This is a genomic window from Undibacterium sp. GW821-FHT11H02, from assembly GCF_058808015.1.
In genome coordinates this window covers 233,861-256,074 of the sequence record NZ_JBXARG010000002.1, presented here as the reverse complement: position 1 = coordinate 256,074, position 22,214 = coordinate 233,861, and the positions used below count along the sequence as shown (strand labels likewise).

Genomic DNA, 22,214 nt, shown 5'->3' with positions numbered 1-22,214 from the left:
AATAAGAGACTATCGCGCAATATGAGATCTAGCTCCTCGTCTAGTCGGCAGTGCACTTGCGATATTTGGCGATAGCCTAGGGCCTGTTGACCTATATTTTAGGCAAGCGAATGCGCGCAGGGGCATCGCGGCAAACAGGTGATGGGCGCGGGTTTAATCTTAGTGGGCGTGTTGGTCTTCACAGGTTTTGACAAATCATTGGAAACCTTCTTGACACGTCATATGCCGGACTGGCTGGTGGATTTAGGCACACGTCTTTGAACTTGGACTCGTTAACTTTTCAAAAAAGAAAATCTCAAATATTCCGCGCCGCAACAATTTATCTGCGCCCTACTTCGAAAAAAAATCAAGCTAAAAATTTGTCGTGACAGATCAAGAAAGCCTCATCTCTCGCTTGCCAAGGCATAGCTATTTGTGGATACTTTGCGCCAGAAAGTAATAACACTTTCGGTGAGCTAGATTCCAAAAGAAATTAGCTCATCACCAAAGAGACAAGCCGTATCGCACGACAAGATGCGGTAAGAATATGATTAACATTGCTCAACACAATTGAGCAAGGAGACTTTCATGCCACACTCAGAACCGTTACGTTTGCACGTACCGGAACCCACCGGCCGTCCCGGCCAAACTACCGATTTTTCCTATTTGCGACTATCGCCAGCGGGTGAAGTACGTCGTCCTGAAGTCGACGTGACTCCTGTCGATACACGCGATATGGCGTATTCACTGATACGCGTACTCGACGAACAAGGCAATGCGGTCGGTCCTTGGGTACCGGACATCAGTATAGAAACTTTGCGCGCTGGTATGCGTGCCATGATGAAGACGCGCATTTTCGACTCGCGCATGTTGATTGCGCAGCGCCAAAAGAAAATGTCTTTCTACATGCAAAGTCTTGGCGAAGAAGCGATCGGTGCTGCACAAGCGATGGCATTAAATCGCGATGACATGTGCTTCCCGACTTATCGCCAGCAAAGTATTTTGATGGCACGTGATGTGCCTTTGCATGGATTGATTTGCCAATTGATGTCGAATGAAGGTGATCCACTTAAAGGTCGTCAATTACCCGTCATGTATTCAATTAAAGAAGCAGGCTTCTTTTCGATTTCCGGCAATCTCGCCACGCAATACATACAGGCAGTGGGTTGGGCCATGGCCTCGGCGATCAAGAACGATACCAAGATCGCCTCCGCATGGATAGGTGATGGTGCGACAGCAGAAGCCGACTTTGATACTGCACTGACTTTCGCCCACGTGTATCACGCGCCAGTGATTTTGAACGTAGTGAATAATCAATGGGCGATCTCGACTTTCCAAGCAATTGCGGGTGGTGAGAACACGACCTTTGCGGCACGTGGCGTTGGCTGCGGTATTGCCGCTTTACGCGTTGATGGCAATGACTTCCTCGCCGTGTATGCTGCTTCAAAATGGGCGGCAGAACGTGCGCGCAGTAATCTCGGACCAACCCTGATTGAATGGGTCACCTATCGTGCGGGCCCACATTCAACCTCAGACGATCCATCCAAATATCGTCCTTTAGATGATGCCAGCCATTTCCCCTTGGGCGATCCAATTGCTCGTCTCAAACAATACTTGATCAATCAAAATGCTTGGTCCGAACAAGAACATGAGGATACCCAAAAAGAACTAGAGGCGATGGTGATCGTTGCGCAGAAAGAGGCTGAGAAATTTGGCTCTCTGGCCGACAACCATGTGTTTAGTCCGGCAGAAATGTTTGAGGACATCTATGAGCATATGCCTGAGCATTTGCGTCAGCAACGCCAACAATTGGGGATCTAAAGATGAGCAACGATGTAAAAGGAAAATCCACGCCCATGACCATGATCCAGGCGCTGCGATCAGCGATGGATGTGATGTTGGAGCGTGATGACAATGTGGTGGTGTTCGGGCAGGACGTTGGCTATTTCGGTGGTGTATTTCGTTGTACCGAAGGCCTGCAAAAGAAGTACGGTAAATCACGCGTGTTCGATGCGCCGATTTCAGAAAGCGGTATCGTCGGCGCGGCAGTCGGCATGGGCGCTTATGGTTTGCGTCCTGTGATCGAAATTCAATTCGCCGATTATATTTATCCTGCTTACGATCAAATCGTGTCGGAAGCGGCGCGTTTGCGTTTCCGTTCTGCCGGTGATTTCACCGCGCCACTGACGATACGCACGCCTTGTGGTGGCGGTATTTATGGCGGTCAAACCCACAGCCAAAGTCCGGAAGCGGTGTTCACCCATGTCTGTGGTTTACGCACGGTGATGCCATCTAATCCTTACGACGCCAAAGGTTTGTTGATTGCTTCGATCGAGAACAATGATCCCGTCATTTTCTTGGAACCGAAACGTATTTATAACGGCCCGTTTAATGGTCATCATGATCAACCAGTGGTGCCTTGGTCTAAGCATCCTATGGGCGATGTACCTGAAGGTTATTACACCGTGCCGTTGGAATCCGCATCTGTGTTCCGCGAAGGTAAGGATCTGACTGTACTCACCTATGGCACCATGGTGTGGGTATCAGAAGCGGCAGCCGCAGAAAGTGGTGTCGATGCCGAGATCATTGATTTACGTAGCATTTGGCCTTTGGATTTGCCGACGATTTTAGCGTCAGTGAAAAAGACTGGTCGTTGCGTAGTTGTACATGAAGCGACGCGCACCAGCGGCTTTGGCGCGGAATTGACGGCTCTCGTACAAGAGCATTGTTTCTACCATCTGGAAGCACCGATAGAACGCGTGACAGGTTGGGATACACCTTATCCGCATGCGCAAGAGTGGGATTACTTCCCTGGTCCAGCCCGCGTTGCCGCGGCATTCAAACGTGCGATGGAGAAATAAGATGGGTATTCATGTTATTAAAATGCCGGATATCGGCGAAGGTATTGCAGAAGTTGAGTTGGTCGCGTGGAATGTCAAAGTCGGCGATATGATCACCGAAGATCAAGTCATGGCCGACGTCATGACTGACAAAGCGACGATAGAAATTCCTAGTCCTGTGCATGGCAAGGTCATTGCGCTCGGTGGCGCGGCGGGTCAAGTCATGGCGGTCGGTTCGGAATTGATTCGTATCGAAGTGGAAGGTGCGGGTAATGTAGATGCGAATGCTACGCCAGCGGCACCTGCTCCAGCGAAAGCTGCTCCGGTTGCAACCGCACCAGCACCAGTTGCGGAGAAACCAGCTACTCCAGCACCTGCAAAAGCGGCTGCTCCTGCCATAGCAGCTTCAACCAACACAGCCGCTAAAGCCAGCAGCAGTGTTCCAAGTGCAGCACGCGCTAATGGCGAGAAACCCATCGCCTCGCCAGCAGTACGTCGCCGCGCTTGGGATCTAGGCGTGGAATTGCAATTCGTTGCTGGCACTGGTGCTGCGGGACGCATCACGCAAGACGATTTAGATGCTTACGTCGCGCGTGGCTCGGCGCCTGTCGCTACGGACGGCAATAGCTACCGCGAACTCCATGAAGAAACCGCGATTCCCGTGATCGGTCTGCGCCGTAAAATCGCACAAAAAATGCAAGATGCGAAACGTCGCATTCCGCACTTTTCTTACGTCGAAGAAGTCGATGTCACGGAGCTCGAAGCTTTGCGCACCCAGCTCAATCAAAAGTGGGGCAAGGAACGCGGCAAGCTCAGCCTATTGCCATTACTCATGCGTGCCGTGGTGTTAGCGGTGCGTGATTATCCGCAAATCAATGCACGCTACGATGACGAAGCTGGCACGGTCACGCAGTTTGCCGCGGTGCATTTGGGTATTGCTGCACAAACTCCGGCGGGTTTGATGGTGCCTGTGGTACGTCATGCCGAGGCTCGCGATTTGTGGGGCAATGCGAATGAAATGGGTCGCCTAGCCGAAGCAGCGCGCATAGGCAAAGCGACGCGCGAAGAATTGTCCGGTTCGACGATCACAATTTCTAGCTTAGGTGCTCTCGGCGGTATTGTGTCGACACCGGTTATCAATTCTCCTGAAGTTGCCATCATCGGTGTCAACAAAATGGTGGAACGTCCAATGATACGCAATGGCCAAGTGGTCGCTCGCAAGATGATGAATCTGTCCTCGTCATTTGATCATCGCGTAGTCGATGGTATGGATGCGGCGCAGTTTATTCAAACTATACGTGGCTATTTGGAATGTCCGGCGACGCTGTTTATTGATTAGATAGCTCCCTCTCCCGCAAGCGGGAGAGGGTTGGGGTGAGGGCGATTCAGAAATGTGCATCGCCAAAAAAAGAGGAACGCAGAAGGACGTGAAACCATTCGTATTTTTCCCAATTCACGGCACGTCCAAGCCCCCTCATCCCAGCCCCTTCTCCCGCTTGCGGGAGAAGGGAGTGTGACATCACAGAATTCAGACAATACTAATTTCGGAACGAATCATGCAAACAACATCCACAACCCTCCTCGTCATTGGCGGTGGCCCTGGCGGTTACATCGCCGCTATTCGCGCCGCACAACTTAAAATCCCGACCATCCTCATCGAAGGTGATCAACTCGGCGGTACCTGCTTAAATATCGGCTGCATTCCATCGAAAGCCATCATTCATGCTGCTGAGGAATTCGAAAAAGCCAAGCATTACGCCCATGGTTCTTCCATAGGCATACAAGTGAGCTCACCGAGCATTAATATCGCGCAAACGATCAGTTGGAAAGACGGCATCGTCAAACGCCTAACATCGGGCGTAGGCGCGCTGCTAAAAAAGAATGGTGCGCAAGTCATCAAAGGCTGGGCGCAAATACTTGATGGTAAAACCGTCGCCGTCATGCAGGATGGCAAAGAAGTTCAACGTATCACTTGCCAACATTTACTCATCGCTTCTGGTTCAACACCCGTTGAATTGCCTTTCATGCCCTTTGGTTCTGGCAATGGCAAGGTCATCAGCTCTACCGAAGCCTTATCGCCCACCGAAATTCCAAAAAAATTGGTCGTCGTCGGTGGCGGCTACATCGGCTTAGAACTCGGTATTGCTTATCGCAAACTCGGCGCCGAAGTGGCGGTCGTGGAATCACTCGATCGCATCTTGCCAGCTTACGATGAAGAACTTACCAAGGTCGTCAAAACGGCGCTCAAACAATTGGGCATAGAAGTGCATCTTGGCCTCACCGTGCAAGGTTTGAATGCCAGTGGCGATGCAGTGCGGGTGAAAAACGCCGCAGGTGAAGAATCGGAACTCGCTTGCGATAAAGTCTTAGTCGCGGTTGGACGTCGCCCACGCACTGAAGGTTTTGGTTTAGAAAGTCTGATGCTAGACATGAATGGTCGTTCGATCAAGATCGACGATCAATGCCGCACCTCCATGCGTGACGTATGGGCGATTGGCGATGTGGCTGGCGAACCTATGCTGGCGCATCGCGCCATGGCGCAAGGTGAAATGGTGGCAGAAATCATCGCTGGCAAACGCCGTCATTTCACCCCTGCCTCCATTCCAGCCGTGTGCTTTACCGATCCTGAATTAGTTGTGGTCGGCAAATCACCACAAGAGGCGCAAGCCGCAGGATTAGATTGCATCACAGCGATGTTCCCCTTCGCAGCCAATGGTCGCTCCATGACTTTGGAATCGAGCGAAGGTTTTGTACGCGTGGTCGCGCGCAAAGACAATCACTTGATCGTCGGTTGGCAAGCGGTTGGTAAAGGCGTATCTGAACTGAGTGCGGCTTTTGGTTTATCTTTAGAAATGGGTTCAACCTTAGAGGATGTGGCTGGCACTATTCACTCTCATCCTACGCTGGGTGAAGCAGTTCAAGAAGCTGCGCTGCGTGCTTTGGGGCATGCTTTGCATATTTGAGAACTAAGCTGCGTCACGCAAAAAAAAGCCGCGAGGAATTTTTATTATTCTTTGCGGCTATAGTTTAGGTTGACTAACGTCTATTAAGTAAGTTCACTCATATCTGCATATTATCAGCTTCAATTCATATCGTTCAATTCAAAAGCGCTTCACCTACCAAAATGCCTTCGAGAACTATTTGGCACGTCAAGTGTATGGCGGCATCAAATTGTAGAATTTCCTCATCTGATATCGACAAATGCGCGGTTTTCAGTATTATGTAACGCAGTAATGACCACGGCTCCCCAATCTACCAAAAAAGTTTGAAGCTAGCTAGGTCGTCGATCTATAAAATGCATGAAGGACATACAAGTGAAACCAATACGCGCACTGCACAGACTTTGTGTTTTATTCTTCGGCATCGCCCTCCCCTCGCTACTCATGCTACAAGCCAGTTTGGCACAAGAAAACAAAGTACAGCCGCTCAATTGGAAAGCATTGAACTTTCCCGAAGCGATCAACTCGCCAAGTGCATTAAGCATCTCAGGTAATGGCAAAATAGCTGCACATATTACGAGTCAAGCCGAGATCATTATTTGGGATGCGATGAGCACTATTCCGCTCGAACGTATTCCGGCAAACACCGAAACAAGCAAAGCAAAAAATGCTGAGCGAAGCAAGATTCTCGATAACCCAAACCCAACACCTAATAGCGGGCTACCGAGCGCGATCGCACTCAATGCCGACGGTAGCGTATTAGCGATCGGCTACCTCGACGCACGCGTCGCCATTTATTCTCGTAGCGAGAAGAGAGTCTTACGCGAATTCAAAGGACATACTGGAGCTATTACCGCCCTCGCGTTCGCTGTTTCCAATGACACATTGGCGAGCGGAGCCGACGACGGCACGACACAAGTATGGCAGGTCAAAACGGGAAAACGATTGCACATTTTCGATTCCATGTACTACGGTGACATTTCAGGTACAGTCGGCATGCCAGTCGCAATCGCCTTTTATGCGAATGATCGTCGATTGATCGTAAATGAATGGTATCGTGGTCATTACGATGTGGGAAGGAGTGCCAGCGTGTGGGATCTTGATACTGGCATCGAAGTCGACACACACACCATCGCCCCACCCAATAGTGATGAATCTCCTCGCGCAGGAATGGCGGTCAATCCCCGCTTCGCACAATTGATTTATACCGGTCAGTGGATCAATGAAAAAACGGGCATGATGTTGAAACCGCTCGACACCTGCGCTGAAGCACGACAACTCACATTGGGGGGCTTCGCCGACACTGTTGCCATTGATCCGCTTGGGAGGTGGTTGGCCGCCGTGGACAATAAGGCCCTCATGCTTTTTGACGCCAACAAGAAGCATGGAGCGACACTCTACCAATCTCCAGGCAAGGTCATATCACTGCTACCTGATGCGAGTGGCGGGTTCATGTTGTCCCTCGTCTTGCTGGAGCGTTCTACAGGTACAAACAGCGCATCAAATGTTCAAACCAGTGCCTATCCCAACCTCTCAGGCAGCGCTCAAATCAAACGCGTCGACATACCAAAGAAATTTCTCCAATCTTCGCCATTTGAGACGGAAAAAAACGTGCAAACATGCTCTATTACTGAACAAATCCGCACCGTCCAAAGTTTTGCAACACCGAACCCAAAGCCAAAACTACTTCTGAATTCAACTTTAGCAGCACCACGAGCGATGCTTGCAAAGCGAGATGATAGCGAAGTCACAGTTTATCCTAGTCCCGTTGCAGAACTGTTTTTTACGCTGAACGAACAACTACTGGCACGCTATCGTGGATATGACGATAGTTCACAATATATGCGTAGCGGAGTGGCGCAATGGAGCGTCAATGATAAGAGACTCATAAAGGCTAACTTCAGTATTAACTTTGATGACTCTGGCATATTGCGTGGACAGTCTACGTGGTATCAAGCGTACAAAACCGTCAAAAATTTGTCAAACGGTGAAGAAATCAAAGCCATCAATAACGCCAACAACCCTGATAACTACCTTTATCCCAATATGCGTTTGGATGCTGACTCTGAACTTTTCTTTAAACGCAATGCGAATACTTTTGAAATATTTGACGATAAGGGTAAAAAGCAAGAAACAGTAAAACTTAAAGGAGAAGTCCTTGGCTTCGCGGCACGCAATGGTCGACTCGCCGTCTTATTCAACAAAAATCAAATCTACCTCTGGGACAATACAAGGAAGCAAGTCAAAATCCATAAACTTGATCTGAAACTCGACGAGTACGACAGCCCAGAAGAGCTGCTGCTCAGCGCGGATGCTAACTATCTCAGAATCGCGTTTCCAAATGCAAGTGGAGACGGACCAACACATTACGTTGTATATCGTCTCACTACCGGAAAAGCCGTAGGTCAAGGCAATTTCCTGACTGATTTTCCGGCCAACAGTAATCGAATGGTGGTTGCTGATCAGCGCCAACATCGTCTCGCTGTATGGGACTACGACCAAGGCAAGATCATTGCCCGCCTACCGCGACATCGCAACCGCAACAGCGAGGGGATTGCCATCACAGCGGCTACGGCAATCAGCAAAGATGGCCGTTACGTCGCAAGCGCTTCACTCGATGGTCTGGTACGTGTATGGGATTTACAGCAACACCTCTTAGTTGGTGAACTGATTATTTCTGGCGAAGCGGCCTCCCTTGCCTTCAATCACCAAGCCAATCGACTCGCCGTAGGCAAGGCAGATGGGACAATTGCTATCGTTGAAGTCGACACACAAATCAATCAATGAGCACGCCGTTTGGTTGATCCTTTGCAATGGGATCAATATTAGAAGATGTAGCCGGGACTATCCATTCGCATCCAACTCTGTGCGAGGCGATGCAAGAGGCAGCGCTGCGCGCATTGGGGCATGCTTTGCATATTTAGTATTGCGAGAAAAATTGTTTGGTGTCGACAAGACACCAAACAAGCTGCCACGACAAATCAAATCTCCTCTCCAAGTTGCATCGAGCGCAAGATACAAACGCGCAATTCCCTGTTACTACTCTCCTTGTTATCACTTCGAATTATTTCAAAGAATATTCACTTGCAATGCGTATTATCGTAGTGATACACTAATGCGCAATGAATTACGATATCCACCCCTCAAGTAGCACGCCGATATTTCGCCAGATCATCGATCAGGTGAAGCGTTTTATCGCCAGTGGTCAGTTAGTTTCAGGTGATACCCTGCCCTCGGTTCGCACCGTCGCTTTACAGCATGCGATTAATCCCATGACGGTTAGCAAGGCTTACAACATGCTGGAGACCGAGGGGGTATTGGTGCGTATGCGTGGGGTCGGCATGGTGGTTGCAGAACGACGTAATGCGGCAAAAGACAAGACCAATTTAGCGATGCCAGCCATGTTGAGCGCGGCTCAAGTTGCTCATCAGCTAGGCTTGGAAAAAGCACAAGCGCTGAAACTCTTTGAACAAGCGCTTAAGAAGATAGAGAATGAAAGTAAGAAAAATGCAGACTAAAACTAAGGTGCAGTGCAAGAATCAATATGCCGTGACTTGCGAAAATTTGCATTTTTCTTACAGCTTCAAATCAATATTGCAAGACGTTAATCTAGCGATTCCTCAGGGTGCGGTAGTAGGTCTCATTGGTGCCAATGGTTGCGGCAAATCGACCTTGTTGCGTTGTTTGGTCGGGCTACAAATTCCTCAACAAGGTCAAGCGCGCTTATTCGACACACCTGCATTAGACATGGACGACGCGATACGTGAACGACTAGGCTTCGTGGCGCAATCGGCTGATTTGTTTCCCTGGCTGACAGTTGAAAAGCACATCAAGATGATAGGTCAAGCCTATCCCAAATGGCGTGAACGACGTGCCATAGAACTGGCACTACGCTTGCGCCTGCCCATGGGGCGGGAAGTAAGTCAATTGTCTGGTGGCGATCAACAAAAATTAGCCGTAGTACTCGCGCTTGCCCATCAGCCCGATCTCATCATTCTAGATGAACCCGTATCTAGTCTAGATCCTATGACACGTCGTGATTTCATGCGCTCCTTGTTTCAAGATGAGCGCCCCTTCTTTGCTGATTCCGATGATGAAGCACACGACAACGACGCTGACTACGCACCGACCATTCTGATCTCCAGCCATTTATTGAGCGACTTAGAACGTGTGGTGTCTCACGTCGCGTTCATGCGCGATGGCAGAATTCAGTTGTTTGAAGAGTGGGATGCGGTTTTGGAATTTGTACGGATCTTACCGAAGTCTTCATTCCATCTTCCAAAATCGCTGTGCATTTTTGAAAATGCCGAACAGCTCATCATAGACATTCGCAGCTTGAACAACTGGACAAGGAAAAATCCAGCGACTCATCTTAATATCGAAGACATCATGGAAGCGCCAACCATCAACGGCCTCGACGATCTTTTTATCGCCTTGAATTCTTAATTCGTGATGATAAAAACCATGTCTAATTTAGAAAAGCCCGCGCTAGCGTTCACGTATTCCCGTAGTGCCACCAGCTATGTAACGAACTTCTTCTTAAGCTTGCTAGTCATCGTTTACAGCCTATTTTTGTTGAATAGGAATGACACGCAGTGGTCATTCTATGCAACTATTTTTGCCAGCGTATGCCTCATTAGTTTAATGATAGGCGGCCTAAAATGGGGACGCGTTTTGCTAGTGGGTGCCCGAGTTTTCAAGCACATGCAGACGCCAGTTCGTCTATGGCAAGCCTGGCAGCGAGCCATTTTGATGCGTACCGGCTTACTCCTGATTGTCGTATTTTGTGCGACGACTACATTGGAGCTAAGTCATCAAAGTCTATTTCCTACTACGGCCTTGTTGGGCATGGTCTCCTTGAGTTTAGCGGGCGGGTTCTGTTTGCCATTGATATTCAATAATTATCTGAATAAACGCTGCTATTGCTTGCTGTGCGGATTTGCATCGTTTCTGACTTATATCATTTTTTTCATGGGGATCAGTCAGTGGATCAATGCCTCGTGGGCGTGGCATTTAATTGCCATCTTGGCGTGGCCAATACTCGCTATCGGTGTGCTGTTGTACTGGAAAAAGCCGCCTGTGCAAAAAGGGAAAGCGCTATTTTTGCAATTGAAAGAATTCGGCATCATCAGCGACCTGCGTCACTTCTATTTTCGCTTTACCAACCTCGGCTCTATAAACGCCCGTCAAAAGAAAGATGCCCTGGCAGCTTCAGATAAATTACTTAAAAATATGGGCCTGTTCTGGTTCCTCTTTATCAGCCCCATGCTGGTCGTCGACTGGCAAGCAGCTATCACTTTACCCCACCTCATCTTCTTAGTAATGATTGCTGCATTTTCCAGCTCTTACATCGTGGTGAAAGATCTGCATTGGCGCTTTTTACTCCTGCCCAGACATTTTCAACGAGGTCGCATCGCCTATCACTTGTTTGTCTCCAGTGTGATGTATTACAGCTTCTGGGCGCTTATTCTATTTCTTCTCTTGTATGGTTTAAAAATATCGATAGCAACGCCTTTGACATACCAACGTACGGCATCGCCATCCTTGTTCAGCATCGCCACTTTGATCATAGAATTACTCAGCGCATTTTGCGTCGGTCTGCTCATTCGCGGCAGCAAAAAGCCCGGCCGCAGTTTCTTCTATCTATTTTTGACGTGCTTAGTAACAGCGGCGGGTATTGCAAGCTACTTTTATCTACACAAGCAAGACCCGATAAAAGCGGCGCTGTTCAGCATGGACCTGAGTTACTTATCTGGTGTCATCGTGACCGGCATCTGTGCCTTAATCTACGCCAATCAACTTTGGACCCGCGAGCGCGTACTTGCTTATCTATGACAGCAAATGCTGGTGCATTTACAAGCCACTAACGCCTTTGACCAAATAGCGGTTGGTGTGTTTGTCGGTACGGATAGACACCAATCCCTCAGCCCAACAAGCTTCCTCGCCCGCTTTCAATTTAAATTTTACCGTCAGTCGCAATTGGTCTTTGGCGTAAATTTGCTGGCGTGTCGCACCTGTTGCGCAGCTCGGCGTTGCAACACTTTGCATCGCCTTCAATTCAGTACGAACACCTTGTAAATTGATCACTGCGGTGTTGGTATCATTGCTGATTAATAGTATCAAAGCGCCACTGCCATATGACCCCTCATCCTGCGCAAAACTAGCGACGCGAAATTCATACGGTGTTTTTAGTTTTTTGGCTTCTTGTGCAGTAATCTCCAGCAAAGTCTTTTCTTGCGCCGTCACGGTTTGTTGAGAAAAGAGTTCAAACACTAAGCACAACAGAAATAAGTAGGTAAATCGCATCGTAGTCTCCGCAAAAAACAGGTATCTTAAGCGCGATTGCCGATACTTGAAATAGACGTTTTACAACGAGCTAAGGATGATAATTATTGATTTATCTCGCACCATCTTCACATCTTTTGATTTTCTTAGGAATAGACGGGGCAATTTGATTAGAGCTCTCTAACAATTCATAATAGCGTTTAACCTTTTCATTACTAAGATCCCTTCTTTCGCCTTTTTCACCCGCTCCACTAAGGTGAATAATTGAAACTCGGTCAAATAAATTTCTCGTCAATTCAAGTTGCGCTTGTTTCGCCTCGGCCAGACAACTACTGACCGTCAGGTCAGTCAAGTTATCGAGCACTAATTTTATTTCCTGCAAATTTGACGTTCTATCAGAAAAAATGAAATCGTCTTTTTTTGGATGAAAGGATTTGGTAATTTCCACGCTCAAACTCGTGTCTCTTCGATAATGCTGCTCAAGTATTTCGAGTCCTAGGTCTCGTGGCACAAATTTTTTATAGGCACTGATTTCCGCCTGTTCTTCTTGAGCCATACTTTCTGGTTTAAGCACCAATTGCACATAATTTCGTTTATCTAAATATTGATTCGCTGCACGCTTGATAGAATCCGTAGTGATTGTCGCTAATACTTTTTCAGGTGCAGTTAATAGTAGCGCTGCTTGTCCATTCAACTTGGCGTCGAGCAAACGCCTGGCCCAATAATTATCATTCCGCAGTGATTCTGTATGTACTTGCGCCCAAGCTTTTTTGACTTTATTCAATTCCACAGTGCTCACAGGGACACTTTGTAAACGCTCTAACTCCAGGGCCAAAGCCGATATAACGGCATCAGTCTGCTCCGCGGCGCAGGGTAAGGTCAGCAACAATTGGTAACGACCACCTGCTATTGGCAACGCTTCACTAGCAACACCACTTGCGTAAATCAATCGTTTATCTTCGCGTAAGGATTGGATCGAGCGTAACTGTAGAATATCGGTCAGCATAGTTAAGCGCAGTCGCTCTTCATCCGTGTATGTCATGCTACCGGCAAATCCTATTTGTACCTGTGCCTTATTATCTTTTCCAACAAAAATCTCTTTTTTTACGACACCTTGCACAGGTAAGGGAAAAGCCAATTCTCGATTTCTCACCTGATACGTGCCAGGCAAATTCGCCAGATATTTTCTTATCAAGGGGCGCATCACTTCCAGATCAACATTGCCGACAAAAACAAAATAGCTTCCATAAAAATTAGCGTGCAAGCGATCGAAAGTAGCAACAACTTTATTCATATCCATGGTCTCGATATCCTCTAAGCGAGGTATATACGTAATACGTGGATTACTGTTATAGAGCAGTTTCACATACTGGTCGGCGTTTATCCATTCTGGTCGCTCTATGAATTGCTGAAAATTACGTTTTATACGTCCAAGTGCCATGGAAAAAAGTATTGCATTTTTCGATGGATTGGTGAGCCGCTGATAATTTAATTGCAGCAGTGTTTCTATGTCCGCAGCAGAACTATCACCGATCACCGTTTCAAGATAAGGCGTTATCGCTAATCTAAAGGACACAGATTTTGGCTGTAAAAATTCTTGCACATCACGCGGGCCAAGGTTATCGAATCCCATTGCGTTAGTCAGGTCTGGTCCATGCGTTGCATTCAGCGTATCATCAGGGCCGACCAAAGAGCTTCCTCCATAAGTTTGATGGAGCATGCTGACCTTATTATTCGTAAAATCAGTCTTCTTGAAGATCACCGTAATGCCGTTCGACAGGCCTAATTCCGTGGTGCCATAAACAGAATTTTCTTTTTCTGAGATGATGCTTCCAGCTGTGGCAGGCGGCGTTTTCATTAATGATTTGATACCTGTCCTAGCCACCATTGGCGCCACTTGTTGTTGCTCCGCAAGGGCGATCTTGTTCAATAAATCGGCTTTCACAGGAACGGCAGCTTCATCCTTTTTGGGAACCGTATATAAAATTTGTTTCAGCTCTTTAGAAGAAAATTGCGCCTTCGCATAAGCATTAACTTCTTCAAGGCTAATACCCGGATGTAGTTTTTGCAGCAGATCCCAATACTGCGAGACGCTAGACAAACTGTCGCCATAAAGAAAGTGATCCAGATAGTCGCCAATATGGGTGCTTGATCTTATTTTGTTCCGTTCCAAATAGCTTTGTTCGAATGAATTCAAGCTAAATTGTCTATGCTCTTGCAACTCAGATTCGAGGAAGCCATATTGCTGCACCTGAAGTATTTTTCCTATAGCCGCATGGATGGCGGCCCCTTCTCTTCCCTTTGCGAATTCGAATTTTAGAGACTCTAATTTCTTGTTTCTGAGTAGCTCAGTGCGCACGCCGCTCGCCCGAATATAATTTTCGTTGTAAGTTGAGAGACGATTCTTCATCATCTCCACAAAATATTGCTTCACCATGCCTTCCCGAAAATGGGCGATCGTTTGCATATCCTTCTGATCTCTGACGGAATACATCAATTCGATTTGATGTGTGCTTTGCTCAAGATCAGCAAACACTTTCAAACCAGGCTCAGCAAATTGTCGCGATTCTTGCATTCGCTCTTTGGCGGGAATTGCGGGTGTCTTCTGCGCTGAAAATAGTTGCGTTACCAATTTTTCCGCAAGCAAAGAATCGACATCACCAACGATCATGACCGCCATACGATCAGGTCGATAATGCTCACGATATAAGCTCTGCAACATCATGGCAGTAAAATTTTTACGAACCGCTTCGACACCAATAGGTGGACGGTCAGGATACCTGGTGCCTTGTAATGCCAGCGCAAGAGTTGCCCGGTTTTTTCTAGAATCTAAGTTATCTCTGAGGCGCTGCTCCTCTACAATAATTGCTTCTTCACCCGCGATATCGATAGGCCGAAACTCAACTCCACCGGCAAAATCAGCTAATGCTTGCAAGCCGATTTGCAAATTCTCCTTTTTATTATTGGGTAAGGATATTTCATATCGGGTCAAGTCATATTCGGTGAAGGCATTCAAGTCTCGACCATACTTAAGGCCTATCGTCTCCATCTTTGAACGCAAACTATCGTTTTTGAAATGTTGCGTGTGTTTAAAAGCAAGATGTTCGATGAAGTGCGCGGCACCACGCTGATCGTCACTTTCATCGATGGAGCCAAATTTCACAATTAAACGTAGCTCTACTTTTTGTTGAGGCTGTTCGTTCTTTTTGATGTAGTAGGTCAAACCATTTTTAAGATGCCCAAGTTTGAGCGTTGGATCGACCGGCATAGGCGCTTGTAAATCGAGCGCGGCATGCGCACTACTTGCAAACAAAGGCAAGATACAGACGAGGGCAAGTCTGTAGAATGTGAAAGGCATGCGCATGAAGGGAATAAGCGAAGCACAAAGAAAATTGAAGTTATCAATTTTACAGCACTATAATTCCTGCCGCCCTATTTTTAAAGCAATGTACGCAAAAATGTCATATTTCCTCAAATAAAAAAACCCTCCAATACATTCACTAATGAACACATTGGAGGGAAACCTTAAGCTTACGACAAGGTACAACTTTAAAAATTAACTCGATAACTAGCGCGGCAAAACTGATTCGCCCATCAAGAACATATCCACTTCACGCGCGCATTGACGGCCTTCGCGGATCGCCCATACGACCAGCGATTGACCACGGCGCATATCGCCTGCTGCGTAGACTTTTTCTACATTGGTTTTGTAGCAGCCTTCACCATCGGTCGTAGCGCGTGCATTGCCGCGTGCATCTTTGTCGACACCAAAAGCATCCAAGACTTGTGCCACTGGTGAGACGAAGCCCATCGCTAGAAGCACGAGATCTGCTTTCATTTCGAATTCAGAATCGGGTACTTCCGACATCTTGCCGTCTTTCCATTCAACGCGGCAGGCAATCAGTTTTTCTACTTTGCCGCCCTTGCCTTCTAGGCGTTTTGTCGCCACTGCCCAATCGCGATCACAGCCTTCTTCGTGTGAAGAGGAGGTGCGCAATTTGGTTGGCCAGTACGGCCAGACTAGCGGTTTGTTTTCTGTTTCTGGTGGTTGTGGCATCAGTTCAAATTGAGCGACTGATTTTGCGCCGTGACGATTCGAGGTGCCAACGCAATCGGAACCTGTATCGCCACCACCGATGACCACGACGTGCTTGCCACTTGCGGACAATTGATCTTTGATCTTGTCTCCTGCATTCACCTTATTTTGCAAAGGCAAAAAGTCCATCGCAAAATGTACACCTTTGAGTTCGCGACCTGGCACAGGCAAATCACGCGGTACTTCAGCGCCACCTGCGACGATCACGGCATCAAATTCTTTTTTCAAATTATCTGGGGAGACGGTTTCTTTCGCCCAGTTGGTGATATTGCTTGGAAAATCTTTGCCGACTAAAACGCTGGTGCGGAAAGTCACGCCTTCTGCTTGCATTTGTTCAACGCGACGGTCGATGTGGGATTTTTCCATTTTAAAATCAGGAATGCCGTAACGTAGCAAACCACCGACGCGATCATTTTTTTCGAAAACTGTCACATCATGACCAGCGCGTGCCAATTGCTGAGCGGCTGCCAGACCTGCTGGACCGGAACCAACGATCGCGACTTTTTTACCTGTTTTGTGTGCAGGGATTTGTGGTGTGACCCAACCGTTTTCCCAACCTTTATCGATGATGAAATGCTCTATCGATTTGATGCCAACTGGCAGTTCATTGATGCCGAGTGTGCAGGCTGATTCACAAGGTGCTGGACAAATTCTTCCTGTGAATTCTGGAAAGTTATTCGTGGAGTGCAGCACTTCCAAGGCTTGTTGGTAATTGCCGTTGTAAGTCAAATCATTCCAGTCTGGGATGATGTTATTGACTGGGCAGCCGTTATTGCAAAACGGGATGCCGCAATCCATGCAACGTGCCGCTTGGATTTTGGCTTGACCATCGTCCAGATGCATCAAAAATTCTTTGTAATGCTTCAAGCGCGCTTTCGGCGCTTCGCTCGCTTCTTGCAAGCGCTGGTATTCCATAAAACCTGTTACTTTTCCCATGATAAAACCTCAATCTAGCTAGGCGCAATGCGCGTGTTTTAACTTTTTAGAACTTCTCAATTCAGAGACATTGAAACCAACAGAAAATAGATTGACAGCAAAACTAGTTAACCGTCACTCCTGCGTAGGCAGGAGTCCAGCGGCGTTCGTTGATCAACTGAAGTCACTGGATTCCCGCCTTCGCGGGAATGACGAATATATCTATCGTCGCTGCTTTGGCTTTCTCTGCGCCTCTGCGGTTAAGCCGTTTCGTCCTTAAGCCGCTTTTTCCAATTTCACTTCAGCCTGTTTCGCCGCATACATCTCACCCAAAGCGCGTTTGTATTCGTGTGGGAATACCTTGACGAACTTGGCGCGACTACGTGCCCAGTCGTCTAACAAATTACGCGCACGCGTGCTGCCTGTGTGTTTGAAATGACGTTCAATTGCGTTACGTAAAATCGCTTCGTCCGTCTCTGGCTCTGCGCCGCGTGTCTTGGCGTGCCACTGCGATTTCGGAATGGTTTTTTCTTGCTCGTCACCCGCCAAGACCGACTCCAAAGTCACCATAGACATATTGCATTTAGGCGCAAATTCACCATCTGGATCGTAGACATAAGCGATACCGCCAGACATACCCGCTGCAAAGTTACGGCCTGTCGCGCCTAGCACGACTACCGTGCCGCCCGTCATGTATTCACAACCGTGATCACCCGTACCTTCGATGATCGCCAAAGCGCCTGAATTACGCACCGCGAAACGTTCACCTGCCACGCCATTGATGAATGCCTCACCCGCAATCGCACCGTACAAAACCGTGTTACCGCAAATGATGTTATCAACCGCCCAGCCACGGAACTCGGTGTTCGGACGAATGATGATGCGACCACCGGACAAACCTTTACCGACGTAATCATTGCCTTCACCCACCAAATCCAAAGTGACACCGCGTGCCAAAAATGCTCCTGCGGATTGTCCTGCTGTACCTTGCAATTGGATGTGGATAGTGTCATCTGGCAAACCAGCGTGGCCGTAACGTTTCGCCACTTCACCGGACAACATGGCGCCGACGGTACGGTTCAAGTTTTTGATAGGCTGGATGAAGGACACTTTCTCGCCTGTTTCCAACGCCAATTTCGCTTGGGCGATCAGCTTGTTGTCCAATGCTTTATCCAAACCATGATCTTGATCTTCAACATGGCGGATCGCGACTTCTTCGCTTGCATCCACTTGATGGAAGATACGGCTGAAATCTAAGCCCTTCGCTTTCCAGTGTGTGATCGCTTTGGATTTATCCAAGAGATCCACACGACCGATCAATTCATCATAAGTACGGATACCGAGTTGCGCCATGATTTGACGCGCCTCTTCTGCGACGAAGAAGAAATAGTTCACAACATATTCAGGCTTGCCAGAAAACTTCTTACGCAATTCAGGATCTTGTGTCGCGACACCAACTGGGCAAGTATTCAAATGACACTTACGCATCATGATGCAGCCTTCGACTACCAACGGTGCCGTTGCAAAACCGATTTCGTCGGCACCGAGCATCGCGGCGATCACCACGTCACGACCGGTTTTCATTTGACCATCGGCTTGTACACGAACACGACCACGCAAACCATTCAAAACCAAAGTTTGTTGGGTTTCGGACAAGCCTAGTTCCCATGGTGTGCCTGCATGTTTGACTGATGACAAAGGTGAAGCACCTGTGCCGCCGTCATGACCTGCGATCACGATGTGATCAGATTTCGCCTTGGTCACACCTGCAGCAATCGTACCGACGCCGACTTCAGACACCAGCTTCACAGAAATCGAAGCACGTGGATTGACGTTTTTCAAGTCATGAATCAACTGCGCCAAATCTTCGATGGAATAAATATCGTGGTGCGGTGGCGGAGAAATCAAGCCTACACCTGGCACAGAGAAACGCAATTTCGCAATGTAGTCCGACACCTTATGACCGGGCAACTGACCGCCTTCACCTGGCTTTGCACCTTGTGCCATCTTGATCTGAATCTGATCAGCTGACGTTAAATATTCTGCAGTCACACCAAAACGACCGGACGCAACTTGTTTAATACGTGAGCGTAAAGAGTCGCCGTCTTGCAAAGGAATATCGACTTCGACATTTTCACGCCCAATCACGGAAGCCATGGTCGCGCCTTGCTTGATCGGGATGCCTTTCAACTCTTGTGTGTAGCGCGCTGGATCTTCTCCGCCTTCACCGGTATTAGATTTACCGCCAATACGGTTCATCGCGATGGCCAATGTCGCATGCGCTTCGGTACTGATCGAACCCATGGACATCGCGCCCGTCGCAAAGCGTTTAACGATTTCTTTGGCTGGCTCAACTTGGTCCAGCGGTATCGCTTTACTTGCATCAATCTTGAATTCAAACAAACCACGCAAAGTCATGTGACGCTTGGATTGATCATTGATGATCTGTGCGTATTCTTTGTAGGAATTGAAGTTGTTTGAACGAGTGGAATGCTGTAACTTCGCAATCGAATCTGGCGTCCACATGTGGTCTTCACCGCGGATACGGAAAGCATATTCACCGCCCGCATCGAGTGCATTCGCTAACACTGGATCATTGCCGAACGCCGCTTTATGCAAACGCAAAGCTTCTTCCGCGACTTCAAAAACGCCTATGCCTTCGACGTTCGACGCAGTACCTTTGAAGTATTTGTCGACCAAAGATTTATTCAAACCAACGGCTTCAAAAATCTGCGCGCCGCAATAAGACATATAAGTTGAGATACCCATTTTCGACATGACTTTATGCAAGCCTTTGCCAATCGCTTTGGTGTAGTTGTAGATGGCTTTTTCTGCATCGACATCCTTCAGCTTATTCGACATATCCGCGAGTGTTTGCATCGCTAAGTAAGGATGCACAGCTTCCGCGCCATAGCCTGCGAGCAAAGCGAAGTGATGTGTTTCACGAGCAGAACCCGTTTCGACTACCAAGCCTGTCGTGGTACGCAAACCCTTGCTGACCAAATGTTGATGCACGGTTGAAGTTGCTAACAAAGCAGGGATCGCAACAAAGTTCGCATCCATCTTACGATCGGTAATGATCATGATGTTGTGACCGGATTTCACCGCATCCACGACTTCTGCACAGATAGAGGCCAAGCGTGCTTCGATACCGTCTTTGCCCCATGCGACTGGGTAGCAAATATCGAGCTCGTAGGATTTGAATTTACCGCCAGTGTTCGCACTGATGTTACGCAACTTTGCGATATCGGCGAAATCCAAGACTGGTTGTGACACTTCCAAACGCATCGGTGGATTGATGTTATTCGTGTCGAGCAAATTCGGTTTAGGGCCGATGAAAGACACCAGCGACATCACCATCGCTTCACGGATAGGATCGATCGGTGGATTTGTCACCTGCGCGAATAATTGTTTGAAGTAGTTATACAGTGGCTTGAGCTTATTCGACATCACCGCTAAGGAAGAGTCGTTACCCATAGAACCAATCGCTTCTTCACCGGACACCGCCATTGGCTCCATCAAGAATTTGATGTCTTCTTGCGTGTAACCGAATGCCTGTTGACGATCCAATAAGGAAGCCGCTTCTGGTGTATTGTCTTCTTCACCTTTGAGTGAATTGAGTTTGATACGCACGGAATTAATCCACTGCTTGTAAGGCTTAGCATTGGAGTAGGTGTCTTTGATTTCTTTGTCGTCGATGATGCGACCAGCTTCTAAGTCGATCAAGAACATCTTGCCTGGTTGCAGACGCCATTTTTTGATGATGCGTGCCTCTGGAATCGGTAAGACGCCAGATTCAGATGCCATCACCACCAAATCATCATCAGTGATGATGTAACGCGCTGGACGCAAACCATTGCGATCCAAAGTACCGCCGATTTGGCGACCATCGGTGAATGCCATCGCTGCGGGACCATCCCATGGTTCCATCATCGCCGCATGATATTCGTAGAAAGCGCGACGGTTGTCGTCCATCATGGTGTGATTTTCCCAAGCTTCTGGAATCATCATCATCATCGCTTGCGCGATTGGATAACCTGCCATCACCAAGAGTTCGAGCGCGTTATCAAAACTTGCAGTATCGGATTGGCCTTCGAAAATCAGCGGATAGAGTTTTTGCAAATCGTCGCCGAGCACCGCAGACTTCATCACGCCTTCACGTGCACGCATCCAGTTGAAGTTACCTTTCACGGTATTGATCTCGCCGTTGTGCGCAATCATGCGGTATGGGTGAGCCAATGGCCATTCTGGGAAAGTATTGGTTGAGAAGCGCTGATGCACGAGCGCCAAAGCCGAGACGCAACGCTCGTCTTGCAAGTCTTTGTAGTACACGCCAACTTGATCCGCGAGCAGCAAACCTTTGTAGACGATGGTACGCGCCGACATCGACGGTACGAAATATTCTTTACCATGCAAGAGGTGTAAAGCCTCAATCGCATGCACTGCCGATTTACGGATCACGTAGAGCTTACGCTCCAAAGCATCGGTCACCATGATGTCAGGACCACGACCGATAAAGATCTGGCGAATCACTGGCTCTTTTTCACGCACGGTCGGCGACATCGGCATGTCGCGGTCAACCGGCACATCGCGCCAGCCCAACACAACTTGGCCTTCAGCACGCACCGCACGTTCGATCTCTTGTTCGCAAGCCAAACGAGAAGCATGTTCCTTAGGCAAAAAGATCATGCCGACACCATATTCACCTGGCGGCGGCAATTCCACACCCTGCTTCGCCATCTCTTCGCGGTAGTACTGATCCGGAATTTGAATCAAGACACCCGCACCGTCACCCATCAAGGCATCGGCACCCACCGCGCCCCGATGATCCAGATTTTTCAGAATCAGCAAGCCTTGTTCAACGATGGCATGCGTCTTCTTACCCTTGATATGCGCAATAAAACCGACACCACAGGCGTCTTTTTCATTACTCGGATCGTATAAACCTTGTGCTTGCATAGCTTTTCTCCTGCTGTTGCATTGGAGCACTTCTCAACCGAAGTACCTCAATCTGCTTGCTGAACAATTCCAAATAAAGTTTTGGAAATCACTCAATCGACAATAAAAAAATCAAACTTGGGCTCAAGAATAGTGCAGCGCAAAAGATTTCACAACAAGAAAAATTAGGGTCAGAGTTTATAAAAATTGGTCTTATTTTTT

At 48.0% G+C, this 22,214-nt stretch carries 12 protein-coding genes; 8 read left to right on the top strand and 4 right to left on the bottom strand.

Translation table 11 applies throughout. The annotated features are described in order from the left end of the window. Positions 1 to 567: 567 nt before the first annotated feature. The 8 genes from AC1RR2_RS03345 to AC1RR2_RS03310 all read left to right on the top strand — a co-directional run bounded on the left by AC1RR2_RS03345 (position 568) and on the right by AC1RR2_RS03310 (position 11,593). Positions 568 to 1,800, top strand: coding sequence for a 3-methyl-2-oxobutanoate dehydrogenase (2-methylpropanoyl-transferring) subunit alpha (locus AC1RR2_RS03345; RefSeq protein WP_493220886.1), 1,233 nt, complete (start codon positions 568 to 570; stop codon positions 1,798 to 1,800). Between the two features lie 2 nt (positions 1,801 to 1,802). Next, the gene (locus AC1RR2_RS03340) at positions 1,803 to 2,840 is read left to right on the top strand and encodes an alpha-ketoacid dehydrogenase subunit beta (RefSeq protein WP_493220885.1); all 1,038 of its coding nucleotides are present in this window, start codon (positions 1,803 to 1,805) and stop codon (positions 2,838 to 2,840) included. Position 2,841: 1 nt separating this feature from the next. Further along, the gene (locus AC1RR2_RS03335; RefSeq protein WP_493220884.1) at positions 2,842 to 4,158 is read left to right on the top strand and encodes a dihydrolipoamide acetyltransferase family protein; all 1,317 of its coding nucleotides are present in this window, start codon (positions 2,842 to 2,844) and stop codon (positions 4,156 to 4,158) included. A gap of 214 nt (positions 4,159 to 4,372) precedes the next feature. Next, entirely contained in the window at positions 4,373 to 5,782 is a 1,410-nt protein-coding gene (lpdA, locus tag AC1RR2_RS03330) for a dihydrolipoyl dehydrogenase (protein ID WP_493221004.1), read from the top strand. Positions 5,783 to 6,133: 351 nt separating this feature from the next. Continuing rightward, complete coding sequence (locus tag AC1RR2_RS03325; protein WP_493220883.1) at positions 6,134 to 8,545, top strand: WD40 repeat domain-containing protein; 2,412 nt, start codon at positions 6,134 to 6,136, stop codon at positions 8,543 to 8,545. Positions 8,546 to 8,880: 335 nt separating this feature from the next. Then, a complete protein-coding gene (locus AC1RR2_RS03320; protein ID WP_493220882.1) occupies positions 8,881 to 9,276 on the top strand; it encodes a GntR family transcriptional regulator in 396 nt (131 codons plus the stop codon). Then, the gene (locus AC1RR2_RS03315; RefSeq protein WP_493220881.1) at positions 9,251 to 10,204 is read left to right on the top strand and encodes an ABC transporter ATP-binding protein; all 954 of its coding nucleotides are present in this window, start codon (positions 9,251 to 9,253) and stop codon (positions 10,202 to 10,204) included. The genes AC1RR2_RS03320 and AC1RR2_RS03315 overlap by 26 nt, the downstream gene beginning before the upstream one ends. Before the next feature lie 18 nt (positions 10,205 to 10,222). After that, positions 10,223 to 11,593: a hypothetical protein gene (locus AC1RR2_RS03310; protein WP_493220880.1), complete on the top strand. Its 1,371-nt coding sequence runs from the start codon at positions 10,223 to 10,225 to the stop codon at positions 11,591 to 11,593. An 18-nt stretch (positions 11,594 to 11,611) separates the two neighbouring features. Here the strand turns inward: AC1RR2_RS03310 and AC1RR2_RS03305 are convergent, their stop codons facing one another. The 4 genes from AC1RR2_RS03305 to AC1RR2_RS03290 all read right to left on the bottom strand — a co-directional run bounded on the left by AC1RR2_RS03305 (position 11,612) and on the right by AC1RR2_RS03290 (position 22,013). Then, a complete protein-coding gene (locus AC1RR2_RS03305) occupies positions 11,612 to 12,064 on the bottom strand; it encodes a hypothetical protein (RefSeq protein ID WP_493220879.1) in 453 nt (150 codons plus the stop codon). A gap of 91 nt (positions 12,065 to 12,155) precedes the next feature. Continuing rightward, entirely contained in the window at positions 12,156 to 15,401 is a 3,246-nt protein-coding gene (locus AC1RR2_RS03300; RefSeq protein ID WP_493220878.1) for a M16 family metallopeptidase, read from the bottom strand. Positions 15,402 to 15,611: 210 nt separating this feature from the next. Continuing rightward, positions 15,612 to 17,075 carry a glutamate synthase subunit beta gene (locus AC1RR2_RS03295; protein WP_493220877.1) on the bottom strand — a complete coding sequence of 488 codons (1,464 nt, stop codon included), beginning with the start codon at positions 17,073 to 17,075 and terminating at the stop codon, positions 15,612 to 15,614. A 255-nt stretch (positions 17,076 to 17,330) separates the two neighbouring features. Continuing rightward, a complete protein-coding gene (locus AC1RR2_RS03290; RefSeq protein ID WP_493220876.1) occupies positions 17,331 to 22,013 on the bottom strand; it encodes a glutamate synthase-related protein in 4,683 nt (1,560 codons plus the stop codon). Between the last annotated feature and the right edge of the window lie 201 nt (positions 22,014 to 22,214).

Excerpts from the sequence above, each read along its gene's own strand:
- AC1RR2_RS03335 (WP_493220884.1), top strand. The coding sequence starts at position 2,842 with ATGGGTATTCATGTTATTAAAATGCCGGATATCGGCGAAGGTATTGCA.
- AC1RR2_RS03340 (WP_493220885.1), top strand. The coding sequence starts at position 1,803 with ATGAGCAACGATGTAAAAGGAAAATCCACGCCCATGACCATGATCCAG.
- AC1RR2_RS03300 (WP_493220878.1), bottom strand. The coding sequence starts at position 15,401 with ATGCCTTTCACATTCTACAGACTTGCCCTCGTCTGTATCTTGCCTTTG.
- AC1RR2_RS03320 (WP_493220882.1), top strand. The coding sequence starts at position 8,881 with ATGAATTACGATATCCACCCCTCAAGTAGCACGCCGATATTTCGCCAG.
- AC1RR2_RS03295 (WP_493220877.1), bottom strand. The coding sequence starts at position 17,075 with ATGGGAAAAGTAACAGGTTTTATGGAATACCAGCGCTTGCAAGAAGCG.
- AC1RR2_RS03315 (WP_493220881.1), top strand. The coding sequence starts at position 9,251 with ATGAAAGTAAGAAAAATGCAGACTAAAACTAAGGTGCAGTGCAAGAAT.
- AC1RR2_RS03305 (WP_493220879.1), bottom strand. The coding sequence starts at position 12,064 with ATGCGATTTACCTACTTATTTCTGTTGTGCTTAGTGTTTGAACTCTTT.
- AC1RR2_RS03345 (WP_493220886.1), top strand. The coding sequence starts at position 568 with ATGCCACACTCAGAACCGTTACGTTTGCACGTACCGGAACCCACCGGC.
- AC1RR2_RS03310 (WP_493220880.1), top strand. The coding sequence starts at position 10,223 with ATGTCTAATTTAGAAAAGCCCGCGCTAGCGTTCACGTATTCCCGTAGT.
- AC1RR2_RS03290 (WP_493220876.1), bottom strand. The coding sequence starts at position 22,013 with ATGCAAGCACAAGGTTTATACGATCCGAGTAATGAAAAAGACGCCTGT.